Source organism: Armatimonadota bacterium (assembly GCA_039679645.1).
Taxonomy (GTDB): Bacteria; Armatimonadota; UBA5829; order UBA5829; family UBA5829; genus UBA5829.
On record JBDKUO010000003.1, the window covers coordinates 1 to 24,457 of the forward strand.

A 24,457-nucleotide genomic window follows, 5' to 3' on the forward strand; every position below is an offset into this window, starting at 1 on the left:
TTGCGTCTGACGCGAAGGAGGAACCCATGTCGTTCACCACGCCACTGCCGGACTCAAAGATCAACCAGACCGCACGAAACAGACTCGGCGAAGCCATCTATCTGCTCGCCCACATCATCCGCAAGGCAGATTGGAAGACAGGTAAGCTGCGCACCTCTCGCATTCGGATAGCGCAAGAAACAGGTTTTCCCGAAGACACAATTAAGCGATGGATGCAGCGCCTGGCCGATGTTGGTGAAATAATATGCAGACAAACGCTCCGCGGCACTGAAATCACCATCGCCGACTACGAGGCGATAGCTCGAACACGCGGAGTAAGAAAGAGCAGGGTAAAAACCGATCCCATGCGGGTCATATCCGACCCGGATGAACCGCAAAAAACGCACTCCATGCGGGTCAATAATGACCCGGATCATGTATTAAGAATTCTTTCTCAAAATAAAGAGAAGAATTCTTTTCTGTCTTCTACTTCGGTGCATGAAGAACTATCCGATGGTGTAAACGACCAGCCCCGGTGTCCTGCTCAACACACTGAGGCGGATTACGAGAGGCAGGAAAGAATAGCCAGGGAGTATATGGCAGGCGCGGATGAGGACACACGCCAAAAGCTCATTGATGCGGCGCTGGAGTCTATGGAGAGTGACCCAAGGCCTTTTTTGCGCATATTCGTCAGAAGAGACGAGCAGGGCAAGCGGGAGTTTGTCTCTCAATCAGGTGATGGGCCGTTGATGACACGTATTGGCCTGCTGCTGGAGACCGGTCCGAAATGCATTTAGCCTCCAGGAAAGATTCCTGGAGGCATAAAAACACTCTGTTCGAAAGCAGCATCGTATGCTGGTTGAGCATCGGGAGAAGGGTTTCCCGATACAACGAAGACGATTGATTGCATCAAGCATTAGGTTATTTTTTCCACCTGTTGTTTTATTTGTTGGTACCAGCGAGCTTGTGCCGGACTATATTCAGATCATCTTGTGTTCTGATGATGCGTTTGTTCGGAGTATGCGAAAAATCGCTGTATGCTATCTCAATCAACGTGATGCCGTGCTGAGGCAGTACGTTCCGACGTCTTTGATCGTATATATGTCTTTGTTCTCCCCTGTTAACTCCGCTAACCGTCTGGTGCCTATCAAAGAAAGCGACCTTTTCATAGTGCTGTCGTTCACGATACTCGATTACCAGATCTAATGAAGGGTAGTATGCGTCAACTGGCAGTTCTTTACACCGGCCATTCTTGTTAGGATCGCCATGAAGAAAACTAAACTTATGCTGCCTGAGAGCTTTTTGACCAAGGACTGTATCACAAAGATCAATTACATAAAACTCATCCCTATCGTGATTTCTGGTGCTATCCGCTCGAGTTATGCTTCGAGTAAGGTTGTGCACCTGAAAAGATAAGTCTGTTTCTAAGCTAGTATAGCCATCCCCGTATTCGTCACACAAGATGATTCTGCCCTGCCTGATAAGCCAATCTATGTCATCGGCAGATTCAATGCCAGGATAGTCTGATATATAGAATCCGAGCTTGCGAATCTTTCCGCGTAGGCCAACCTGGTCTTTTGGTGGCGCAGCAGATTTCTCTCGAAGTAGTTGCTTAATTTGATCCAACTCAGATCTCGTGAAACGATTTTTCCTTTTATGATTCGGCTCCACTCTGCTTCTCCTAAGCTCCTGATTTCGTATGCTACATGAATAGCGCTAGCCACCTAACCTCGAAATCTAAATCAATCGCCAGGCGTCACAATGCCACTTATCACTTAATAGCCAGTATCAGCACACCGCTGGCGACCATCGCAATTCCGATCCACTCGCGAGGCATCGGTCTTTCGCCAAGAAATACGCAGGCAAAGATTGCAACGAGCACTACGCTTAACTTGTCCACGGGGGCCACTTTAGAAGCGTCGCCGATCTGGAGAGCGCGGAAGTAGCAGACCCAGGATGCGCCGGTAGCCAAACCCGATAGACCCAGGAACAGCCATGTTTTTGAAGGCAGCGCAAACGGGTTGCTCCACTTCCCGGCAAGCCAGATAAAACATGACAGCACGACCAAAATTATTACCGTGCGAACAAGTGTGGCCAGATCGGAATCGACCCCTTTTATGCCGACTTTTGCGAAGATGGCGGTCAGCGCTGCGAAGACTGCTGAGAGCACAGCAAAATAGAACCAACTGCTTGATGAGTTCATAATGTTTACCTGCCATAACTTCAGTATTTTAAAAAAATCCCTCCAGGCAAGATACCCGGAGGGATGCATCATACAAGTGATCTACTTCACTATGTCAACCACCCTGCGCTCAACTCTCGCCCGGTCCGCACCAAAACCTATCAGATGGCCGTAGATAGAGTCCTCAAGGCTGGTGCATGAGATCGAACGGGGCTCACCCAGGAGCGTGCGCACAAAGTCGCCTACAAGGCGCAGGTCTCCGCCGCCATGAGCGTCATTGGTCACTTTCGTCTCGACTCTCTCTTCTGACCACTCATGGCCTCTGCGGGCATCGGGATGGCGGACTATAAAGTATCCGTCTTCCAGCACTCCCTGTATCTCACCCTTTGTGCCGATGAGATGCATGGACCTGCATGGCTTGGACGTGCCGCCGGTCATATTGTGAGACGCGGTGGAGCCGTCAGAAAACTCTATCGCCACGCTCTGGTGATCGACCACGTCGTTATCACACCGCCATACGCAGCGTCCGTGCGGATTGTCCGTAGCCAGAGACTTCATCCGGTTCTCTTGAGTCTGTTCCTGGTCCTCTATATCCTGCCAGGCATAATATCCCCAGATACCCTGCTCTATATAGTTCTTCTTTGCTGAGTATGGGCAGGTCTTTTCGATCTTGCAGTCCACCACGCAGCGCTCGCCTGAGCCCTCGGGCGCGTTCTCGCGTTTGAACTGCATCAGGCTGCCGAAGCTTGCAACCGCCTTTGGTGGAATCCCGCTTTTCATCCACGTGATGAGGTCCAGGTCGTGGCAGCATTTGGACATAAGCATTGTGCTGCCGTATTCGAGCCGGTTCCACTTGCCGCGCACGAATGCTGTGGCCATATGGTGGTAGCTGACGTTCTCCGCGGTCATCACGCTGACCAGGTCCCCGATCTCACCAGCCGCCACTTTCTCGCGTATCTTGGCGTAAAATGGAGCATATCTGAGCACATGGCAGATCATCACTGTGCTGCCGCACTCTTTGGCGACTGCATAGAGCTGCCTCACTTCCGCCTCGCTGGTGGCTATCGGCTTTTCGAGGAGCATGTCATAGCCCACTTTGAGCAGAGGGATTGCTGTGGGCACATGCTGGAGGTCCATGGTGCCGTTTATCACTGCATCGGCCAATTGCCCCTTTGCGGTAAGCTCATCAGCGGACTCAAAGCACATATCCGAGCCGAAACCGAAGAGTTCGGCGGCCTGCCGGCGGCGATATTCATTCGGGTCCGCAACACCGACTATTTTCAGTTCGTCGGGGTGCTGGATCGAATACTTGGAATACGCGATGCTGCGGTGTCCCGCGCCCACTATTACAGCCGTGATCGGCTTGTTCTTTTTGGCTGGCAATTTCTTAATCCTCTTTATAAACAAATGCTACAGTAAATAGTAGCACTTAATCGAAAGTCTCACAATGGCAGTGTTATTGGGGCTTTGCGTTTATCATTGACTATGATGGGTAAGGATCTCCGAATCCTTACCCGAGAACCAGTGCCGGATCTCCGAATCCGGCTATTCCAGCAAAGGTTGTGGAGTTCGGAGACCCCAATATGGCATTAAGTTGGCGATTCGGAGATCGCCACCTATCAGGGACCCCGCTGCCGAAGCCTCCGGACAGTCGTACCTGTCAACCCTGAGCTTTTACAGCACTCGTTTATCATTGACAACTGCTCGCACTAGAAAGTACCATGACATATGTTTACCAAACCGAAAGGTCGCTTTTTCAAATGTCAAAGAACACTTACTACATAACAACGCCGATATATTATGTCAATGACGTTCCGCACATCGGTAACGCCTACACGACAATTATCGCCGATATCGTATCAAGGTACCGCAAGCTCAAAGGAAGCGGCGCATATCTGCTGACAGGCACGGACGAACACGCCATCAAAGTGGCTCAAGCCGCTGCTGACAAGAACCTGCCGACAAAGGAGTTTGTCGACGGCCTGGCCGATAAGTTCAAGCAGGTGTGGGCGAGTCTCGATGTCAAATACGATGATTTTATCCGCACCACCGAGCCGCGTCACGTTGATGTGGTCAAGGCAATATTTAAGCGACTTCTCGACCAGGGAGATATCTATAAGGGTGAGTATCAGGGTTGGTACTGCGTGCCATGCGAGACATTTCTGGCGGAATCCGACCTTGTTGACGGCAAGTGCCCCGAGTGCGGTCGAGCCGTAGAATGGGTGCATGAAGAGAACTACTATTTCAAGCTCTCCGCATACGGCGACAGGCTCCTGGACTATATCGAGTCTCACCCGGGTTTCTTGCAGCCGGAGTTTCGCAAGAATGAAGTCGTCAGCTTCATCAAACAGGGGCTGCGCGATATCTCAATTACCCGTGACAATAAAGGCTGGGGCATTACCGTTCCGGGCGATGAGAGTAAAGTTATCTACGTCTGGTTCGATGCGCTCATCAACTATATCAGTGCGATCGGTTACTTGAGCGATGACGAAAAGTTCAACTCTCTCTGGCCGGCCGATCTGCAGCTTATGGGCAAAGATATCTTTGTGCGGTTCCACTGCACATTCTGGCCCGCTATGCTGATGGCTTTGGGGCTGGAACAGCCTAAAACTTTGTTTGGTCATGGTTTCTGGACGATCAACGGTGAAAAGATATCCAAGTCCAAGGGCAATGCAATATCTCCAGCCAAACTCGCTGACGATCTGGCAGCCGAGTCAGGTGCGGCGCGCGGAGTATGCCTGGATGCAGTCAGATATTTCGTGGCCAGGGAAGTGACCTTCGGCGTAGACGGCGACTTCTCGATAGCGTCGTTCAAAAATCGATTCAACTCCGACCTTGCAAATGACCTTGGAAATCTCTTAAACCGCACACTGAGCATGCTGGGCAAGTACTTTGACGGCTCGATACCCGACCCGAAGGGCTTTTCGGGCGGGCTCAAGGATGTCATAGCGCAGGCCGCCGAGACGGCGGGGCAGACGTGCGATAGGCTGGAGTTTACCCGCGCTCTGGAAGCTATCTGGCAGATGATAGGCGCGGGCAACAAATATATAAACGACATGAAACCCTGGGAGCTTGAGAAGCAGGGCAAGACGGATGAACTCGCGGGTGTGCTCTATTCAGCGCTCGAAGTCGCGCGCGCGGCGGCGATTATGGTCTCACCGTTTATGCCCTCGACTGCTAAGGAGATAGCTCGCCAGATAGGGATAGCGGATACGTTCGGATCGCTGAAGTGGGCGGATATTACCGCACCGAACTCATTGGCACCAGGCACCCGCACTCAGGGCCCGGACCCTATATTCCCGAGAATCGATACAAAAAAGAAGAAAGAGGCTGTTAAGGTGGAAGAAAAACCACAGGAAGCTCCAAAGACCGAGGAAACGATATCATACGATTACTTCAGCAAGCTGCAGATACGGATCGCGGAAGTAAAATCCGCCGAGAAGGTCGAGGGAGCCGATAAGCTCCTCAGGCTGCAGATAAGCCTGGGAGATGAGGAGCGCCAGATAGTGGCGGGTGTCGCTCAATACTATGAGCCGTCTTCTCTGGTGGGCAGGAAGATCGTGCTGCTGGCGAACCTTGAGCCTGCCAAGATAAGGGGCGTCGTCTCAAACGGCATGCTCCTGGCAGCCTCGGATGCCGAAGGGCGTGCGGTATTGCTTCAGCCCGATTCGGATGTCCCGGCAGGATCGAAAGTAAGGTAATAGCTGAGAGTGGAGAGCTAAGAGCCGAGAATTGCCACTGCTCTATTCTTGGTCAGGATTTCCGAATCCTGACCCTTTCGCGTTCCGTTGTTTCGAGTATAAAGCTGAAAGTGGAAAGCAACATACTCCGGACTCTCCACTTTCCACTCTCCACTTTCAGCTATTTTATTAGCTTGCTTTTTGCAGCTCTCGGAAGCTGTGAACAAGGTTGGGTCCAAGGAACCGTCCCTGGTTCAGCGCGCGGTGCGCGGCGTTGATGATGTCTTCGGGAGTTGATCCATGCTCAGGAAAAGTGGATATACCCACGCTCACGGAGAGCGGCCTTTCTTTAAGCCCGGCATTTGCTACACTGTCATGCAGCCTCTGCACGATCTCCTCGGCTTCCTGTGCGGGGGCTTCCGGAAAAACTGCCACTAACCTGGTGGCGGAATAGTTGGCGACCAGGTCATAGTCGCGCACTTCGGACTTAAGCTTCTCACCCATCGCCACCATCGCCTCACGCGCAGACTCATCTTTCTTCTTTGGATTGTTTTTGAACTCGTCCAGATCAAAGACCGCAACGGAAAGGGGCCTTTCGGCTCGTTCGGAACGGCTCAGCTCGTTTTGCAGAAACATCTCAAGATAGCGCTTGTTGGCCAGCCCTGTCACCGGGTCCACAAAAGCCGAGCCGGATTTTCTTTGCGGCTGCAAGTCGGGTTTTTGCTCTTCCTGAACTGTTTTCCGCGGCTGCAACTGCTGCTTTGGTCGTGCGAACAATGCTCCACATGCAAGCGCCGCCGGAACAGACAGAGCCAGCAAAACATATGACGGAGCAATGGCATACAGCACGGCCAGTGCATAACCGGAAAAGATGCACAGTGACCAGCCTGCCGCAACAGAGAAGGCGTTCGGAAAATGTTCCGTTACCGGCTCGGAAGACTTGGACTTAGGGGTAATTGCGGCCAGGAACGCATTCGCGCCGATATAGACTATGGCTGCACAGAGCAGGGGCGCAAATGAATCCGCCTGTTGAGGCCGAATTTCATTGCCCCCTGACACTACGTAGATACAGGATGAAAGCGAACACACCGCAGCAGGCTTTAGTATTTCATAAAGGACCAGGTGAAGAGGTCTCTTAGCAGGGTTTTCGACCGCAAGCCGAACGGCTGCCCCCAAAGCGGCGGGCAGCGAGGCTCCAAACGGCCCAAGGGCGAGCGCCCCCGCAAAGAGCACGCAGTGAGTCAGCGAAAAACGGATCGATTCATCTTTCCACCGACCGTGTATCTCCACCGCGAACGGGTTCGCTGCCGCTGCCAATGCCGCAATCGATAGTATACGCCACTCCAGCCCCGAGCTAAAGAGCGCACTTATTATGCACCCCAGCCCAGCGGCGCAAACCAGGCACATTACCAGTCCTGCCGATACCCTCGTATTCGGGCTTGCATCGATATTTTTTGTAGAGTCTTTATCCATTGTTTTCGCATCTGAACGATGCGGATATAAGTTCTCACGCGAAGCAACTTATGATTATAGCAACGCGTGGTACTTAATATATACCTTACATGCCCGGCAAATTGAGAGATCAGAATTTGGGCAGCACGGTTTTTCTTGAATTTCCCAGCAATTCAGGCCCTCTTTGTAACCGCGGCACGAAAGATAGAAACTTGCGGGACACCCGCGATACGCATAGTTGCTGCAAGTGCTTTTCATATTCTTTCCTCTCACGGATCAGGCGGCCAGCCTACCTCGTTTTCGCGCGCGCTTGTCCCTATACATAGCCGCGTCCGCCGCATCAAGCAGCGATTCGAGGTCTCCCGCATCTTTGGGATATGTTGCGATCCCTACACTCGCGCCAAGCGGCGCAAGTGTCAGATTGGCATACTGCTCGGCGTATTTTCCGACAACCTGCTGAATTCGCTTTGCAATTATCTCAGCTTCGCTCGCCGGTGTGTCCGGCAGCACCAATACAAACTCATCACCGCCGTTGCGGAACACCTGGTCATAGTCCCTGAGCTGACTCAGGAAAATATCAGCAGCATCTTTCAGAACGCTGTCACCTTTTTGATGACCCAGAGAGTCATTGATTGCCTTGAAGTTCTCAAGGTCTATGCCGATCACGGATAAATGTCCGCTGCGCCTGGATGCCCTGCGAATCTCACGTTCGAGATATGTACGCAGATACCTGCCGTTGTGCAGGCCCGTAAGAGGGTCTCTTACGGCGGAATCCCGCACCTGCTCGAAGGCGCTTGCGTTTTGAATAGCCATAGCGGCAGTATTGGCCACAAAAGAAAGAGTGCGCAGATCGTCGTCTGAGAATGCATGAGGCGCGTCGTCATACAGGTTGATCGTCCCTAAAACACGTCCGAAGCTCGATATCGGCGCGACAAGACAGGACTTGAAGCTCGATACCAGATGACCATTCATCCCCAAAGTCAGATCGTTAGGATCATAGTTGCCGACATATGTGCCTGCATGCAGCGCAGCCTTTCCGGTCACTCCCTTGCCCAGCTTCACGCTTGCGCCCTTGAGCATCTCGTTCCATCGGCCCGCGGCTGCACGCGCAGTCATCATATGCGAATGCGACTCGTCCACAAGAAACACGACGCATGTGGCCGCATCACTGAGCCTTTTGGTCCTGTGAGCCAACAGAGCCAGCACTTCATCAAGCTCCAGCGTGCTGGAAAGAGTCTGAGCGATCTCAAAAATCGACATCATCTCATGGTTTGCCTGAGCTATCAGGTCGGCTGCGCCAAAGCTGTCTGCGCCCATTGCGCAAGCCGGCGCAGGCTTTTGCTGGCTGCCTATCTCCTTTACCTTGCCGGCAACCTCAAGAAACGCCGTCACGACTTCCGGGTCAAACTGTGATCCGGAGAGCTTTGTTATATGATCGACAGCCTCTTCATGTGACCATCCTTCTTTATAACAGCGAGTCGAAACCAGAGAGTCGTAGACCTCCGCTATGGAGATTATCCGGGAGCCGACCGGTATATCGTCAGCCGACAGATGGTCCGGGTAACCGGAGCCGTCGTAGTTTTCATGATGATGGCGGACCATATCGGCGACGTTCCACGGATAGTCGACCTGCTCCAGTATCCGGGCGCCGATGGTGGTGTGACTGCGCATCTTGCTGAACTCCTCGGTATCCAAGGGACCCGGCTTGAGCAAGATATATTCAGGCACACCAAGCTTACCTACGTCATGGACAAGCGATGCGATACGTATGCCGTTGAGTTCATCTTCACTCAGGTTCAAGGTGCGGCCGACCAACTCGCAGATCGCCTTTACTCTGGTGACATGATGCTGCTCATACGAGTCCTTGGCGGCTATCGCGCAGGCGAGCGCTTCAGCGGTATCATGATAGACTTTTGCCAGGCGCTTATCGCTCTCCATGCTCTGGGCAATAGACTTTTGCGGCGCAGACTTCGACAAGGCGTGGGTGCACAGCATTACCGCAAGTGCCAGCCACAGGCCTACACCCAGCAAGCCGCGCCCATAGTCTCCACCGGAAGCAAGGATGCCTATACCTGCCGCGCAGACTGCCGATCCGATAACCATCAAGACTCGCAAATTTATCGCTCTAGCTTTCATATCGACTCTCGCTATAGGGCAATATGCCCGTATTATAATTCTAATCAGTGTCCTCTAAACGTAGAGGTGGTTGAGTCAATGTCGGGAGCTGTTACGCTCTCGCCGCTCACGTCGTAGACACTCTCGACAAGAAAAAGAACCTGCTCCGCGGTTGACGGCGCGGCGCAATCGTTCTTTTTACAGGCACCACGGTTTCCTGACCTCATGTCAAGAAGACCAAATCCCGACTCAGCTACCGGTTCATAAATGTTTAACATACTACCAAGCCCCCAAGACAACAAAAATGCCAGGCTGTCGCAGCCAACTTCACCCAATCGCCTGAAAACCTGCAGCCCATTCATTCAGACGATAGAGTGTGTTCGCTTCGGCAGCCTGGCAAGCATGTCTCGACGGATCGAGGTGTAGCCCCAATAGCTTTGCGTCCCATGGTTTCCCATGGTTTGCCCTTTCGTGCGTTCAGGCCTCGGCCTGAGCTTTCTTCATATAGTTTATGCCTCACTATGAGCGCTCCCCACCTGAAGAAATTACCTGTTTCGCCGATAATTGGAATATCAGTGGCTTGGAAGCGTTCAACTGGCCTGGCCGCACATATTTTCTGGCGCCTTACCGGGCGACTGAGGAGGATACTAATTTTGAGAACACATCGCGTTCAGCTTGCAGTGCTGATACTAAGCATAACCGCTCTGGTATGCGCCTGCGTCTGGGTAACGGCGGGAACCACCGGCTCCGTTTCCGGCGTCGTGAAAGATGCCGAGACCGGCGCCGCGCTTTCCGGGGCAAACATTGTTATTGCGGGAACAGGTCTGAGCACAGTAACCGATGAGAATGGAAGATTTGTAATTGCAAATATTCCACCCGGTGACTACGATATCACTGCACAGATGGTCGGTTACGGCACACGGAATCTAGCCGATATCCAGGTGATAATGGATGCTACCGCTTCGGCAGACTTCGATATGACCAAGGAAGCGATCGAAGAAGAGGCAGTAGTAGTAACCAGGCCAAAGCCGATGATCAACCCTGAAGTTGTGAATACTTTCAATCTCGTCAGCGTCCAGCAGGAGCCTCTTACACGCACAGACCCTTCCAGTGTTCGGACCGCTCCGGGCATGCTGGGCACTCTGCCGGGCGTGATCGTCGATAGTGACGGCAGCGGGCAGCTCCACCTTCGCGGCGGCAAGTACGACCAGGTTGGGTGGTATATAGAAGGAATACCCATCACTGATCCCAATGTCGGCGCGTTCGGCACCGATCTGCTAACAACTGGTCTGAGCAAGTTCCAGATGTATGCAGGCGCGTTCGGCGCTGAATATGGAAATGCCATATCAGGCGTCTTGAATGAAGTGATAAAGACAGGCGCAACCGCCAGCGGCATGAACTTTGTGACCGAGAGCGGCAACAAGACATATGGGTCTATGATCGGAGAGATTGGCGGGGGAACCGCGGATAGTTTTAACTATTATGTCAGCGCAAACGTGCAGCAGACCGATCTGGACGCTCCATTCATTAAGAGGTTTGAATATTCCGACAACGTGGCTAAGCTGGTCTGGCCGTTCAAAAAAGACAAAGTCACGCTGCTTGCAATGCAGGGGTCGCAATATGGCGGGCTGGATGATTATCATACGCTGGATGTCTACAATAATACTATCCCATCCGAAAAGGACTACGTGCGCCAGCGCTACGCTATAGGCGGCCTGGAATGGAGCCACACCATCAACCCCGCTTCGTTTGTAAGCGTTCAGCCTTACTATCACTATTTTACATCCATTACCAGCGCGATGGGCGGCTCATTCGACGGCTCTGCCCAGGGAGCGGATATCTGGTCCAAACGCACAGGCATTCAGGCTAAGTATGTAAACCAGCTAAACGCGGTGCATGCTTTCAAAATGGGTGGTTCGATAGAAGAATCGAACAACAACTACTATATTGCTGTCCCGGACTATCCATACTACAAGGCGGATGTAGATACGACACAGTCCGGACTATACGCAGAAGACCAGATGAAGCTCAGCGACAAGTTCATTTTCTCGGCTGGTCTGCGCCATGACAGCATAACGTATGATCGAACCGGCTTGGCCTATGTGTCGGGAGCGGGTTACAGCGGCGATCCGGTGGGGGATGTCACCCAGTCAAAAACTACTCCCAGACTTGGCCTCTCCTATGCTCCTGATGAGACAAGCGCATGGAAGACAAGCTGGGGAAAATATGCCAAGTTTGTGCCCGCAAGCTCTGTGCAGATGAGGTATTTCGACCCTGAAAATTGCGAGCCGTATGCACCAGGTCTGGGATCGTCCGATCCGCAGACAAGCACCAATTATGAACTGACATATGAGAAACAGGCAACCGATACGATTGCCTGGAGAGCAACCTACTTCAACAACAAATTCCAAAACCTTTGCAGCTTTGCGTCAGTGGACAACACATATCAATACAGGAACCTTGGCGAAGGTAAGTCCAACGGTATGGAACTATATGTGCGCAAGAAGATGACCGATAAGTGGCAGGGGTGGCTGTCATATACATATGCAAAGGCAAAGTCGAACCGTGCTGACATGTCAATAAACGACCAAATGTATTACACAAACTGGGACCAGAGAAACACCGTGTCGCTGGTGGCCGACTACAAGAACGGTAAGTGCTCGCACAGCCTGCGCGCAGACTATGGCAGCGGCAAGCCGGATATGGTCGACAGCACGGATGCATTAGCGGTCCGATCTCGTGCGGAAGCTTCCGCAATCGTAAGCTACAATCTCAATATCGATCTGCCTAAGGGCTCGAAGCTCGGTGACAGCCTGTATTTGAACGTCTTTAATGTGTTCAACAATCATCAGACGCTGCAATACAAGTGGAAAACCAGCACTTCAGCTGATGATCCGACTGTAGTAACTACCGAGCGAAGAACCGACAGTTGGGCTGCTTCAAGAAGCTTCGCCCTGGGGATTACAAGAGCATTTTAGGCTTATTCACATTAGTGAGGAATCTGCAAAAGCAGGTTCCTCACATTCGTTCGGAATGACAGTTTGCACAGCCCCGAAAATCTCTGCTACCATCACCCAAAACCTAACACCCATCACCTAGTGTATCGTGTCCACAAGCTGCCGCCAGATCACGTTTCGGATGGCCGCTGCCGCGTCTTTGGAAATTTCCGCCGGTGTTTTGTTCATTAGCTTTGCGTCGGCTTCGGATACCACCAGCAGTCCTTCTCCCCGTGCCATCACACCACCCACCAGCGGGTCTACGCTCAGCTCATACATCTGGAGGTTTGAATCCAGAGCGTTATTGATCCTGTCTGCTGTTTCTCGTGCGCGTATGGCGGAGGTTTTGTCCGATGTTGGGGCAGGGCAATATATGACTTTTCCGTCGATAGTCACTTCAGAGACTTCATTGCCGTCTATTGTATTGGTGGCGACCTGCGCGATGGTAGCATTTGTGGTCTTACGTCGATTGATCGGCAGGCCCATTTGCTCTATTACAGTCTTTGCCGCTTTTACACGTTCATCATCAAGCGGGTGAGAGCGGTAGATGCCGTAGTTTACCAGCTCCGGGCGCTTGGCCAGTCTTTCCAAAAATGTAAGCAGGCCCACGGGGTTATATCCCGCGTCCTGCATAAGGATCGCAGCTCCATGGTCAGAGTCCCGTTCGGCCTCCATACCATAACCGTTGAGTTTTGCTATCTGGTAGAGCTGAACGCCCATCAGCACATTCTGCACATCCGCACTTCTGGCTCCGCCTATCATGACCGCCAGCAGAGCGATTGCGAGCTGATTGTTGAGCGTGGCCTGTTTTTTGAGCAGGTAGACCATATGATGGTGCGCCGCGTGGATGATTTCGTGCGCCACCACTCCGGCAAGCTCATGGTCCGACTGAACAAAGTTAAGCAGGCCGCGATATACATATATGTGGCCGCCAGGTATGCTGAATGCATTGACGTCTTTTTCTTCGATTATATCGAATGTATATTCAAACGGGGTGACTTTGGAAGACCCGTAGAGCGCTGCAATCTCAGTCTTGTTTGCGACTGCTGCAATCTTAGCGCCCATTTCGCGCAGATGTTTGAGGTCGGCGGCGTTATCACTGAGCTTGTAGTCTTTGGCGACCTGGGCGGCGGACTCTTTGCCCAGTTTGACCTCGTTTTCGCCCAGCTCTGAGTCGATATTAGCCGCAAAGACCACAGCCGGCATGGCCATTGCAATTAAGCCGATAATCAGACTGCGGACAAGCCCTGGTATCTTCGTGGACTGCATTTGTCTGGAACCACCTTTTTTTAATTATAACACCGGCCATATCATCAGACCAAACACCAAATTGCTGCAGGGCGCTTGTCATATCTACGAAAAAAACCCCGTTGTATCGGGACACCCCTGTCCCGATACCTTGCTGCAATGCAATGCATTTTCTTTGACGTCGGCTCGCATTAGAGCGTTCCGATGTTTGGGTATCACACATATCAGAGTCGATGCATGTAGACCCAAATGGCCTGAACATTAAATTTATCGCAAAACGCCTGACTGGCACAACAATTGCACTGGTAAAAATGCCGGTTTTAAGGCTTGCGCGATAAATAGCGATTGGCTGGGGGGTCCAAGTAAGGAAAGATAGTTTTGCGTGGGAGGAAGAACATGACGAAACTATCGCTCTACTTGGCCACATTGCTTCTGGGTACCAATTTCTCCGCATCTACAATGCCGGGGACGCATTCCAACAGCGTCACGGCGCAGATGTCCGCTATCGAACAGAAGTATGTCGATATGACAAACACGGAGCGATGGGATAGGAACCTGAGGGTGTTGTCGTCTAACCCTCTTCTTGTGCAAGTGGCTCGTGAGCATAGCAGGGAGATGTGGGAAAAGAATTATTTTAACCATTATTCTCCGACACCGGGTCTTAGGACTCCTATGGACAGGTATCTACATGCTCTGGGTGCAACCCCGACATGGGCATACCTTGGAGAAAATCTGTTTTATTGCTCAGTTGTTGACGTCCAGAGAGGGCAGAGCGCTTTGATGGACTCTCCCAAGCACAGAAAGAATATACTCGACCCTAAGTTTGAGCAGATGGGGGTCGGGGTGTATATCTCTCCGGACGGCGAGTTTTGGGTAACTGAGCTTTTCCTGGCGCAGATAGATTAGCCAGGCAGGAAAAATATCGGCAGTGCAGTAAGTAAAAGAGCGGAGCAGCAATTGCCCGCTCTTTTTGCCAAATAATCAATATAAATTACTAAACACTAAATCAAAAGATGCTTTTAGCTATTGATGTCGGAAATACAAATACGACTTTTGCCGCCTTTGACGGACAGAGGGTATGTGCGGACTGGCGCATAAGCACAGTCGTGCGCAGGACCGGTGACGAATACGCCGCGCTGCTTATGCCCCTGTTTGATGAAGCCGGTATCTCATTTGCACAGATCGATGGAGTGGTGGTCTCAAGTGTGGTGCCTGCAACTGTCGACGCCCTGCTCAGGCTCTCAAAATACCATCTCAAGGTTGGTTCGCCGACCGTCCTGGGGCCCGGCATCGATACCGGAATAAAGGTAAGTTATCATCCGGCGACCGATGTAGGAGCGGACAGGATCGCCAATGCCGTTGCGGCGCATGCCAAATACGGCGGCAAGGTGATTGTTGTCGACCTCGGCACTGGAACTACACTTGATGCCGTCTCTGAAGACGGCGAATATCTGGGCGGAGCCATAGCCCCCGGCATACAGATATCACTGGACGCGCTTGTTGCGCGGGCTGCAAAACTAACAAGTGTTCAACTTGTCGCTCCGTCAAAAGCTATCGGCGACACGACTGCTTCCAGCCTGCAGTCGGGTATGATATTCGGGTTCGCGGGTCAGATAGATGCGCTGGTCGACCGTTTTCAGCAGGAGATGGGCGGCGGCGCAAGAGTTATTGCCACCGGCGGGCTGGCGCCTGTTATAGCTGAGCACAGCCGCACAATTGAGCTGTGCGACGACCTGCTTACTCTCGAAGGCCTGCGCATAATACACGAGCGCGCTCACAAATGATATATCTCTTCGACAATAAATCGATTGCTCAAAGTGATGGGCTGCATCTGGCGCCGGGGCAGATAGAAAAACTCGGGCCGGTGCTGGAACCGGCCTCAGATGAAGGTGCGCACGCGGGAGATTTCGCAGGTTCCATAGTCGATCTGGGCGATAACACTTACCGAATGTACTACACGCGGATGGGTGAGCTTGGGCCGCGTATTGCAGTTGCCGAATCGAATGATGGCATCCACTGGCAAAGACCGGTATATGGCTTCAATGACAAGCCGGGGGTAGGAGCCAATGAAATAAATATATCCGGTCTGCCGGATGACGTCACCGGATACTGCCAGGGGCAGGTCTTTCGGCTGGCCGAAACCGGATGGCGCATGTATTTCTGGGCTCATGGCAGACGCATTCGCTGCGTGATTGCAGAGAGCGAAGACGGCATCCGCTGGCATATAAGTGATTTCAATCATCCCGTCCTCTGTCACACTTCCGAGTTCGGGGACTGGGGCGTCTCACAGGGAAAAGTTGTCGGCTGCGATGATGCGCGTAAGCTTGCAGAGCGCGGGATTACCGCCTGCAGCCCCATGAATTTGAAAGCGCTCAGGTCAAATGACGCCACATATGTCTACGCAGACCCTGAGACGGGCGGTTATGAAATGTACTCCGTGTGGCTGCTGCCCAACCCTGAGGGCAGCGACCGGCACGTCGATAAGGACAACGCGCCTAATGTGCTAAGGACGATCCACCGCCGGACAAGCAGCGACGGCCTGACTTTCAGCGATCCTGAAATAGTTATAGTCCCGGACGCAGCCGACCCGCTGGATCTGCAGTTCTATTACTTGAGCGTGCATAAACAAGACGGCTGGCGGTTCGGGTTCCTCGGACGTTATCCGTGCGCCTCGCAGACAATGGACATCGAGCTTTGTTTCAGCACAGATGGCGTCAGTTGGAAGAGGCCTCTTCGCCTGCCATGGCTGACGCGCGGCTCTGACGATGACTGTGACAGTAAGATGGTCATTGCTCCCAATCGACTGTTGGACGCCGGAGATTACTGGCTGATGCTGTATCAGGGAACAAACCGGACACATGACTGGTGGAGTTCGCCAAAGTCCGAAGACAGCGGGCGGATGATCGTATGTGCTGCGCGGTTTCTTAAAAATCGTTTCGCCGGGTTGTCGACGGACAATAATCAGGCAGGACGACTTTTGACCAAACCATTTATCCCGGCAGGTAAAGTCTTGCAACTCGATGCTAACATTAGTGGCAAGCTTTCGGCTGAGTTGTGCGATCTGTTTGGGAAGCCTCTGCCCGGATATGACAAGAGCTGTTTCGATCCGGTTTCAGGCGAGAGCACAGGTCATGTATTGAGCTGGAAAGGACATTCACTGGACGAGTTTTGTTACGATGCAATAACTCTGCGCCTGGAAATGCAGGACGCGCAAATCTATGCTATACATTGGTGAACCGATTGGATTATCAGAATGATCCCATAAGACATTTCAGGCTGGCGTTGGTTGCGTTAGTAGCCCTGGTGGCTCTCGGTACGGCAGGCTATCACATACTTGAGAACTGGAGCCTGCTTGATTCGCTCTATATGACGGTTATTACCCTGGGCACTGTAGGCTATGAGGTCGTGCACCCGCTCAACGTCCCCGGCAAGGTATTTACAATCGTCCTGATTGTCTTCGGCGTCACTATAGTCTTCTGGGCCGGCGCGAGTCTTATCCAGGCTCTGGTCGGCGAACAGATATGGCACGCAATACAGAGGAAACGTATGCAAAAACAAATCTCCAAACTGCGCAATCATTTTATAATCTGCGGCTTCGGCAGAATGGGACAGCAGATAGTCAAAGACCTGCAGCGCGAGGACGTCGGTCACTGCGTGATAGAGCGCAACCCCGAACAGCTTCCCAAACTCGTCGCGCAGGATATTCCATTCATTGAGGGAAACGCAAGTGATGACAAAGCCCTCAAGGCGGCGGGAATCGAACGCGCCAAGGGACTTATTACCGTCGCTCCGACTGACGAGGACAATGTTTTCATCACCCTCAGCGCCCGTGCCCTTAATCCCAGTCTGTTCATAGTCGCCCGGTCCATTCAGGAAGAGAATGAAGACAAGCTCAAGATGGCCGGAGCCGACAGAGTGATGTCGCCTTATGTGATGGGCGGAAAAAGAATGGCCCAGTCGGTGCTGCGTCCCAACGTGCTGGACTTTCTGGAGCTTGCCATGCATACCGACGACCTCAAAATGATGATTGAAGAGCTGAGTATCAGCTCGGGATCAAAGCTCATCGGGCAATCCATAAGCCAGTCCAGCCTAAAGGATAAAACGGGCGTAACGGTGATAGCAGTAAGCAGGACTTCAGGCAAAATGGTGGCAAACCCCGGCCCGGACGAGCTTCTCCACGATGGAGATGTGCTTATCGTGATAGGCACTCCGGAACAACTCGATAAGGCGATTGCCCTCGCTAACCCCAACATCTCGCAGGAAACAGGCGAAGCGTGAACGGAGAGAATTCAGCCGTGAAATGACCTTTATACTGCACGGGCGAATACCCCGATACCTTGCTGCGCGAGGGGCTTTTCGGGAACAACTCTTTTGAGGCACATCAAACTCAGCGATTTTCCTGTTCGACCGCTTCTCAATTAAGCGGGGAGAGCAGTAAAGTCGCGGTCAAATTTCCTCTATCGCAACAACCTCCTTTTCCGCAAATTTGACATACACCCCTTTATGAAACGGGTCAGGACCGTAAAAATCCTGACCCGGGTCGCATTGATAAATTGGGTTATTGATTATCGCCAACCCATCTGTTCAGACGGAATATCCAGCTTCCTTCCTTTGATGTGAGGAACTGGGCCTGCTGTCTCATCCCCGGCGTGACTGCTCTGGTTGATCCGAGCGTATCAGCCGCTCTTGCTTGATTCAGCAGTTGCGAGAGTGTAGTCGCATACACTCCGTCGAAGCAGTCGCACGGGAACTGCGCGATTATGTCACTACCGGCTCCACAGTCTGCCGAGAGCTGTGCGCACGTCAGTGTGCCGTAATAGCCTTGCAGCTTTGCGGCTGCGCTGTTCATATATCCGTTGATCTCGCGGGAGATGGCCCGCAAGTTGCTGTTGGTCGCGTGCTGCGCGCCGTATGCGGTCACGGCAGCAATTGTGCTGTATTGGCCAAACATTTTCTCTGCATATGCAGGATCAAAGTTAGGGCACTCAAGACATTGCAGGTCAGCCGCCGGTCCTGCCCCCATTGCAGCCGGAACCGCTGCCGGACAGGGACAAGCCTTAGGGCACTCCTGCGGACAGGGCTGGACGCACTGCACCTGTGGTTGGATGCATGCAGGGCACTGCATCTTTTGTGGCTGCACACATGTCGGGCATTGCGCCAATACGACTGATGCAGCAAGAATCAGCATCACGCCTATAAGCGTTAACTTTGCGTATTTCATTTCATGCCTCCTCAAAAGCACGAATGCTATCTCACTATTATTATTCCTGCACAAAACAAGAATGAATCGTGTATTATGCATGTTTATCCGACTGAATATATTCAATATCTTTGAATGACCTGATACGGTGAAGCAGGCAGAAGCCGGCAATCATTGGCAGCCAGAAACCCAGACCGCGGTAAGCGATCACAATTATGGCGGCAAGCCCGACAGGCACGGCCAGCGTGACAAATACCAGGGTCATTACGCCTTCCACTATCCCGACACCCTGCGGCGTGATCGAGACTATCCAGAAAAGGTTGCCGATTGCATAGCCCGAAAGGAGCGAGCCGGGGGGTATCGGATGATAGAATGCAAGGAACAGAGCATACAGGCTGCCGAAATTAACCAGGTGAGCCAATAGAGAGATCCCGAAGGCTTTAGTCAGCTTGACCGGGTGTGCAGCTATGGCGGCGGAAGCAGCCGCGAATTCCATAGCATTATCCGCTGCCCAGTGTTCCGACAGCAGATTAGCTCGCTTAAACCGGCTGCCTATCCCGTTCACGGCTTTTTGAACTGCCTGCAGCGTATGCAGGAGCAGCCATGGCCGCCAAAGACCGAGAAACAGAGCAAGAGCCAAAGCGGCAATAATGCCGAGAAGAATGCTGGATGCGGCCAGTTCATAGTTACTCAGATCGCGCAGAGTGGCAAGGTTGGCGAGCCCCAGGCCCAGCAGGACGGTGAATGCTGAAAAGTCCGCCGCCAGCACGAGAAGCAGACCTGCAGCGGTGCGTGCAGGTGACTGGCCGCGGCGGGATGCGTCATCGACAAAGAGCGCCATCCCGCTTGTTCCCCCGGTAGGCACCGCGACATTGACGAAGATAGAAACAAAAACTACCGGCAGCAGATCGAATATACGTGAATGAACACCTACGGCTGAAAATGAGACTTCATATATGGCGGCGTAAAGGACGTAAAAAAGCAACTGTCCGAAAGCCGCCGCCGCCACCCATCCCCAGTGCCCGTGCGAGAGTGTGATAGCCAGGTGGCGGACTTCATCAAAGCGAGCGATTACTAATCCGACAAAAACAAAGACAAGCAGCCAGAATATCCAACGTCGCCTCATGCAAATCGTCCTTTTGCCGTCAAGAGGGCATTATTGCACTAACGAACACTGAATACCCTATCTGAGCGCGGGTATACCGTGCACGGCTTTTGTCATCTTGATTTTTGTCCCCTCATCGGGATTGGAGATGTAGTTGACAGTGTCCATAAGGCACTTGATAAGGAGAATGCCGTAGCCGCCTTCGCGGTCGAAATCAATATCGACTTCCGGAATAACGCCGTCCGCAGGAGCACGGAAACCCCGTCCCCTGTCCATCACTTCGACGAGCAGACCATACCTGCGATGCGCGCACTTTACTCTAACATGCGGCATACGTTTAGGGTTTATGTAAGCGTGACGCACAATATTGGTCACCGCCTCCGAGGCCGCAACCTCAATTTCTTCAATCGCCATCTTAGGCATCTCATAAGAAGCGGCAAACTCCGCGATCACCCTGCGTATGGTCCGAACATATTCAGGCTTGCACGGCACTTTTATCTCGATTTCGTCATTGCCATGCTCATATGCCGAGATCATTTTACATTACCTCTTGTTGAACATTGGCTGTTTTAATGCCCATTCGCCATTAACGGCAAAATGGTTATTTTCTATGTACCCGGCGCAATTATCGATAAAACACTAACAGATTGTGCCGAGCCGGTGCAGGCAGATGGGGATTACTATTCCGAGCTTTACAGGAGCTCTCATATGTCGTTATCAATGACGTTGCGCATTTGTTCAATCGCGCATGGCATGCCGTAGGAAAGAGTCGGATCGCCATACCAGTTCACCTTGCGATAGCTCAGGTCAAGGTCGGCATAGACGACACCGTCACCATGAGTTTGGGCAATGATCGAGCCGGAGGAGTCTATTATCATACTCGGCGGCATCACTGACGAAGATACGAAATATACTCCGTTATCCAATGCACGAACTCGCCATGTAATCGGTTTGCCGCCGACCACAGGCAGAAAGAGTATCTCCACTCCGTTTTGAGCATAATACCGGGATACCTCCGGAAACCACTGGTCGTAACAGATATGTATGGCAATACGCCCGAAGTCCAGATCGAAGACGGGGTAGCTGCCGCCGCACGAGATGCCGTCTTGAAGCTCGCCGAATGTAAGGTGGGTTTTAGCGTATTTGCCGACCGGTTCGCCATGCCTGCCGAATATCAAAGCGGTGTTGAACAGATAATCTCCCTGCCGCTCAATTACACCGGCAAGCACATACATACCATATTGCCGGGCTTTGGATGAAAGCAGTTCGCAGCACGGGCCAGACGGCGGTTCCTCCGCGATATCCATATAGCTTCCATAATTACTCTTTGGAACGCCTACTACGGCACACAGCTCCGGCAGACACACAATATCCGCATTAATTGCTCCGGCCATATCGAGCTTGGTTGATATTCTTTCGCGCTGGTCAGAGAGTGTGAGGGGTGATGCATTATCGCCAAAGCGCACAGTTGCCGCGCGGACCATTCGTGGCTGAGGTTTTTCAATATTCTCGACATGCGGATCAAACCACTCGATCTCACCCTTGTCGGCGGCGCGAAGAAACAGCTCGATCTTGCTGCCGTCCGATCCATTGGAGTGTTGGAATGTCTGTTCGAGCAGCGTCTCATCTGCCCATGGCTCGGATGGAAGCAGAAAGTGCTGCGCTACCTGAGCGAAAACCGACAGCCCGGGGTCAGCAATATCTTTTGTGCGCACCCGCACACTTGCCCGGTACCACTTGCCGACCTCCAGCGCAGCCTTACCCTGCCAGCAGCCGAATGCGTGCTTGTCGCCATTAGCTGCAAGAACAAGCCGACCCGGCTTTATGCTGTGACCGGGCGCAAGCTCAGGTCTGGGTGTCACGAATTTCCATCCGTCTGCATTACAGGCGAATGTCGGGTTTGAGACCAGGTTTTTATCTGAAGCGCTCATGATAACTCACCAGCCCTCCAGGCAAGATACCTGGAGGGATATAGGGGCACCTGCAGGGATTAACAATCAGTTAAGGCTCATTTTACCATCTCGGCGTAATGGTCGCCGGTAAGCAGGATGCCTCCGCTTTTTGCGTAGAAGTCTTTACTCATGCTATAAATACCATTGACCGGATCTGTCCATGGCGCCCCGCAGCATGGGTGATAGGACCTCATCAGGTCCCAGTTCAGGTAGTTCTGCCGGCCGTTTGATTCCAGCACGCCGATTCGCATACCCGGCAGCGGCGCGAGCCTTGCCGCGACGTTTTTATTCCAATCAACCAGAACGGGGTTAACCGTCAAGTCCGCGCAAAAACATGGCACGTTGCGCTCATGTGCGATTTTTGCTATTTTAAGGCTCATGCTCATTGTCTTGGCGATTGGTTTCAAGGCGATTGCTCTGTAACCCATATCTATCCGCTTAACGGCATCTGCGTCCGAGTGAGCGCTTTCATCCGCTGCCGGCCGGACCGGTATATCCGTGACATCGATCTCCGCCTCCTCAGAGAACGGCTCCTCCAATATGGCAATCCGTTCAAGAGCGCCTATTTTCTGAGCATGATCGATAAGACGCATGAGCCGGTCTTTCGTGTCGTAGCGGCCGTTGGCGTCCAGATAATACTGCACCCTGCCGCTTTCGGTATACGGAGTCTCATGATCCTTAACCGCATTGTGAATTGCCGAGAGCCTGTCTTTATCCCACTGGAGCATCTTATCGAGGTCGCCGTCACGGGCCGGGTCTGAGCCAATCTTTATCTTGAGCAGGCAGCAGCCTTCATCGACCGCTTCAACTATTTTCTCAAGCGGCACACCGTAGGTCATAAGTGGAATATTAGCAAGCTTTTGGTGGCGGTATGACAGCGCCGGTCTGATATCTGCGGGTATCATATCATCAAACCCGGCTATCTTATTTTCGGCGCAGTGGAGCTGCCAGGCGGCATTGTCTACCGCGACCAGAGCATTGAGGACAAACGTCAGTCGCAGGCAGTCAGTGCCTGTAATTTTCTTGCCATATTCATAAGCGGCAGGCAATAGCTTATCGAGAAGATCAAGCGGTGTATCGAAACTCATGCCCTCGGCTAGCTTGAGAGCATAAGCGGTTATCAGATACATCAGGCTGTTACCCGCTGCCTCTGAGTTGCTTGTGAAGATATCAGCGTCGGACCAGAGGGTGCTCTGCGTGCCCAGGCCGACGCCGCGGCAGCCGCCCGCGCTCTCCACCAATGCCACGCTCTGCCAAAGCTCGCTCAAATACCCGCCCTTAAAGCCGAATGCGGATATAAGCGGCTCCCGTTCAAAGTTGCTGTTTGTCCTCTTGATTTCGATCATAGGTGTTGATTACGCTCCCCAGATTTTTCTGAGTATCCGGTTGCTTCAAATTGTTCATGCATTCCTCCAGGTAAGATACCTGGAGGGATACAGAGCTGGAGGCATAAAAAGGAATGCAAAAAGTATCAGTTGTCAGGAGTCAGAGTTAATGGCCAGGCCAGCCGACAACCTGACAACTGAAAGTTAGACTCAGAAAACATAATCAGATTCGGAGATGGCTATGGGAGAGCCCTTTGCAATGGACTCGTTCACCATATAGCTGATAACCGCTGCGCGCGCAGCCTTCACGAGACCATTGGGGCTTGGGGTATCGCCCAGGATCGCATCGGCAAGCTGGTCGATTTCTATCGCCTGGCCCTTGTCTACCGCATCCAGCGCAATACTACTCGGTTGATCGCCCCAGCCGTAATAGTCCATTTCTTTGAAGTCCTTGATGTGGATAGCACGGTTGTCACAGTAGATCTCAGTGGACTCCTTGGGAAACTTATCGCACCCCGCGCTTGCAATGAGTGTGGTGCCTACCGACCCATCCGCGAACGTGATCGTAACGACTGCGCTGTCGGGAATCTTGACCAGGCTGGGGTCGAGGAAAGTGCCGCCGGAGGCATAGACGCCCACAGGCGGCGATTGGACAAGCTCGCAGAGCAGATCGAATATATGGCATCCCTCACCGATAAACCGTCCTCCGCCGATATTGGGGTCATTGACCCAATAATCCGACGGCAGGGGAGATTGAATACGGTGGTAGATCAGTTTCTTTGCCGGAAGGTCTTTGAGCAGATCGCGGGCTTGAGTGATTAACGGAGCCATTCCTCTGTTATAGCCTACAGTATATTTGACGTTGTTTTTCTTGACCGCCTCAGCTATAGCCTTGCACTCATCGCGGTTCATCCCCATAGGTTTCTCGCACAAGATATGCTTTCCGGCATTGGCGGCCTTAATCGTCTGCTGGGCATGCAGATTATGCCGTGTTGTTATGAACACCACATCGATCTCTTTGTCCGCAAGCAGCCTGTCGAGGTCGGTCGTCCAGTATTTAGCGCCGCTGTCTTGCGCGACTTCTCCGGCTGCCGACTCGTTGATGTCCATGGCTGCATGCAACCGATATTTGTCATTCTTTCTTATATTCGGAATGTGTATTGCTCTCGCGAAATTTCCACAGCCGATGAGCCCGACTTTAAGTGTTTTCATAACAATAACCT

19 protein-coding genes and 1 riboswitch are annotated in these 24,457 nt (G+C 52.4%); of the genes, 7 read left to right on the forward strand and 12 right to left on the reverse strand.

Features of this window, described 5'->3' with window-relative positions:
- A partial coding sequence (locus tag ABFD83_00200) for a hypothetical protein (GenBank protein MEN6355483.1) occupies positions 1-776 on the forward strand: 776 nt, incomplete at its 5' end.
- A gap of 145 nt (positions 777-921) precedes the next feature.
- Here the strand turns inward: ABFD83_00200 and ABFD83_00205 are convergent.
- The 3 genes from ABFD83_00205 to ABFD83_00215 all read right to left on the reverse strand — a co-directional run bounded on the left by ABFD83_00205 (position 922) and on the right by ABFD83_00215 (position 3,544).
- Positions 922-1,605 carry a hypothetical protein gene (locus ABFD83_00205; protein MEN6355484.1) on the reverse strand — a complete coding sequence of 228 codons (684 nt, stop codon included), beginning with the start codon at positions 1,603-1,605 and terminating at the stop codon, positions 922-924.
- Positions 1,606-1,750: 145 nt separating this feature from the next.
- Positions 1,751-2,182: an EamA family transporter gene (locus ABFD83_00210; GenBank protein ID MEN6355485.1), complete on the reverse strand. Its 432-nt coding sequence runs from the start codon at positions 2,180-2,182 to the stop codon at positions 1,751-1,753.
- A gap of 81 nt (positions 2,183-2,263) precedes the next feature.
- The gene (locus ABFD83_00215; GenBank protein MEN6355486.1) at positions 2,264-3,544 is read right to left on the reverse strand and encodes a Gfo/Idh/MocA family oxidoreductase; all 1,281 of its coding nucleotides are present in this window, start codon (positions 3,542-3,544) and stop codon (positions 2,264-2,266) included.
- 338 nt (positions 3,545-3,882) lie between these two features.
- On the opposite strand from ABFD83_00215, the gene metG reads away from it, so the two are divergent.
- Positions 3,883-5,862: a methionine--tRNA ligase gene (gene metG, locus ABFD83_00220; protein MEN6355487.1), complete on the forward strand. Its 1,980-nt coding sequence runs from the start codon at positions 3,883-3,885 to the stop codon at positions 5,860-5,862.
- Positions 5,863-6,030: 168 nt separating this feature from the next.
- Here the strand turns inward: metG and ABFD83_00225 are convergent, their stop codons facing one another.
- Together ABFD83_00225 and ABFD83_00230 are read right to left on the reverse strand one after the other, a co-directional pair.
- Positions 6,031-7,314, reverse strand: a complete 1,284-nt coding sequence (locus ABFD83_00225) for a GGDEF domain-containing protein (protein ID MEN6355488.1) — start codon at positions 7,312-7,314, stop codon at positions 6,031-6,033.
- 255 nt (positions 7,315-7,569) lie between these two features.
- Positions 7,570-9,429 carry a diguanylate cyclase gene (locus ABFD83_00230; protein ID MEN6355489.1) on the reverse strand — a complete coding sequence of 620 codons (1,860 nt, stop codon included), beginning with the start codon at positions 9,427-9,429 and terminating at the stop codon, positions 7,570-7,572.
- 363 nt (positions 9,430-9,792) lie between these two features.
- Positions 9,793-9,884: riboswitch (cyclic di-GMP riboswitch) on the reverse strand.
- 177 nt (positions 9,885-10,061) lie between these two features.
- On the opposite strand from ABFD83_00230, the gene ABFD83_00235 reads away from it, so the two are divergent.
- Positions 10,062-12,386, forward strand: a complete 2,325-nt coding sequence (locus ABFD83_00235) for a TonB-dependent receptor (GenBank protein MEN6355490.1) — start codon at positions 10,062-10,064, stop codon at positions 12,384-12,386.
- A gap of 117 nt (positions 12,387-12,503) precedes the next feature.
- On the opposite strand, the gene ABFD83_00240 is transcribed toward ABFD83_00235, so the two are convergent.
- Entirely contained in the window at positions 12,504-13,673 is a 1,170-nt protein-coding gene (locus tag ABFD83_00240; protein MEN6355491.1) for a M48 family metalloprotease, read from the reverse strand.
- A gap of 375 nt (positions 13,674-14,048) precedes the next feature.
- Here ABFD83_00240 and ABFD83_00245 point away from each other — a divergent pair, with 375 nt between their 5' ends.
- From ABFD83_00245 to ABFD83_00260, 4 genes are all read left to right on the forward strand, one after another.
- Positions 14,049-14,558 (forward strand): CAP domain-containing protein, encoded by a 510-nt coding sequence (locus tag ABFD83_00245; GenBank protein MEN6355492.1) that lies wholly within the window; start codon positions 14,049-14,051, stop codon positions 14,556-14,558.
- Between the two features lie 107 nt (positions 14,559-14,665).
- Entirely contained in the window at positions 14,666-15,436 is a 771-nt protein-coding gene (locus ABFD83_00250) for a type III pantothenate kinase (GenBank protein ID MEN6355493.1), read from the forward strand.
- Positions 15,433-16,887, forward strand: a complete 1,455-nt coding sequence (locus ABFD83_00255; GenBank protein ID MEN6355494.1) for a hypothetical protein — start codon at positions 15,433-15,435, stop codon at positions 16,885-16,887. The genes ABFD83_00250 and ABFD83_00255 overlap by 4 nt, the downstream gene beginning before the upstream one ends.
- Positions 16,888-16,892: 5 nt before the next feature.
- Positions 16,893-17,930 (forward strand): potassium channel protein, encoded by a 1,038-nt coding sequence (locus ABFD83_00260; protein MEN6355495.1) that lies wholly within the window; start codon positions 16,893-16,895, stop codon positions 17,928-17,930.
- Positions 17,931-18,210: 280 nt separating this feature from the next.
- Here ABFD83_00260 and ABFD83_00265 read toward each other — a convergent pair whose 3' ends face one another.
- The 6 genes from ABFD83_00265 to ABFD83_00290 form a co-directional block, all read right to left on the reverse strand.
- Positions 18,211-18,873 (reverse strand): hypothetical protein, encoded by a 663-nt coding sequence (locus ABFD83_00265; GenBank protein MEN6355496.1) that lies wholly within the window; start codon positions 18,871-18,873, stop codon positions 18,211-18,213.
- Between the two features lie 73 nt (positions 18,874-18,946).
- Positions 18,947-19,978: a lysylphosphatidylglycerol synthase transmembrane domain-containing protein gene (locus ABFD83_00270; protein ID MEN6355497.1), complete on the reverse strand. Its 1,032-nt coding sequence runs from the start codon at positions 19,976-19,978 to the stop codon at positions 18,947-18,949.
- A gap of 57 nt (positions 19,979-20,035) precedes the next feature.
- Entirely contained in the window at positions 20,036-20,494 is a 459-nt protein-coding gene (locus tag ABFD83_00275) for an ATP-binding protein (protein MEN6355498.1), read from the reverse strand.
- Positions 20,495-20,661: 167 nt separating this feature from the next.
- A complete protein-coding gene (locus tag ABFD83_00280; protein MEN6355499.1) occupies positions 20,662-21,888 on the reverse strand; it encodes a carbon-nitrogen hydrolase family protein in 1,227 nt (408 codons plus the stop codon).
- A 77-nt stretch (positions 21,889-21,965) separates the two neighbouring features.
- Positions 21,966-23,255 (reverse strand): L-alanine-DL-glutamate epimerase, encoded by a 1,290-nt coding sequence (locus ABFD83_00285; GenBank protein MEN6355500.1) that lies wholly within the window; start codon positions 23,253-23,255, stop codon positions 21,966-21,968.
- Between the two features lie 189 nt (positions 23,256-23,444).
- Positions 23,445-24,446 (reverse strand): Gfo/Idh/MocA family oxidoreductase, encoded by a 1,002-nt coding sequence (locus ABFD83_00290; protein ID MEN6355501.1) that lies wholly within the window; start codon positions 24,444-24,446, stop codon positions 23,445-23,447.
- Between the last annotated feature and the right edge of the window lie 11 nt (positions 24,447-24,457).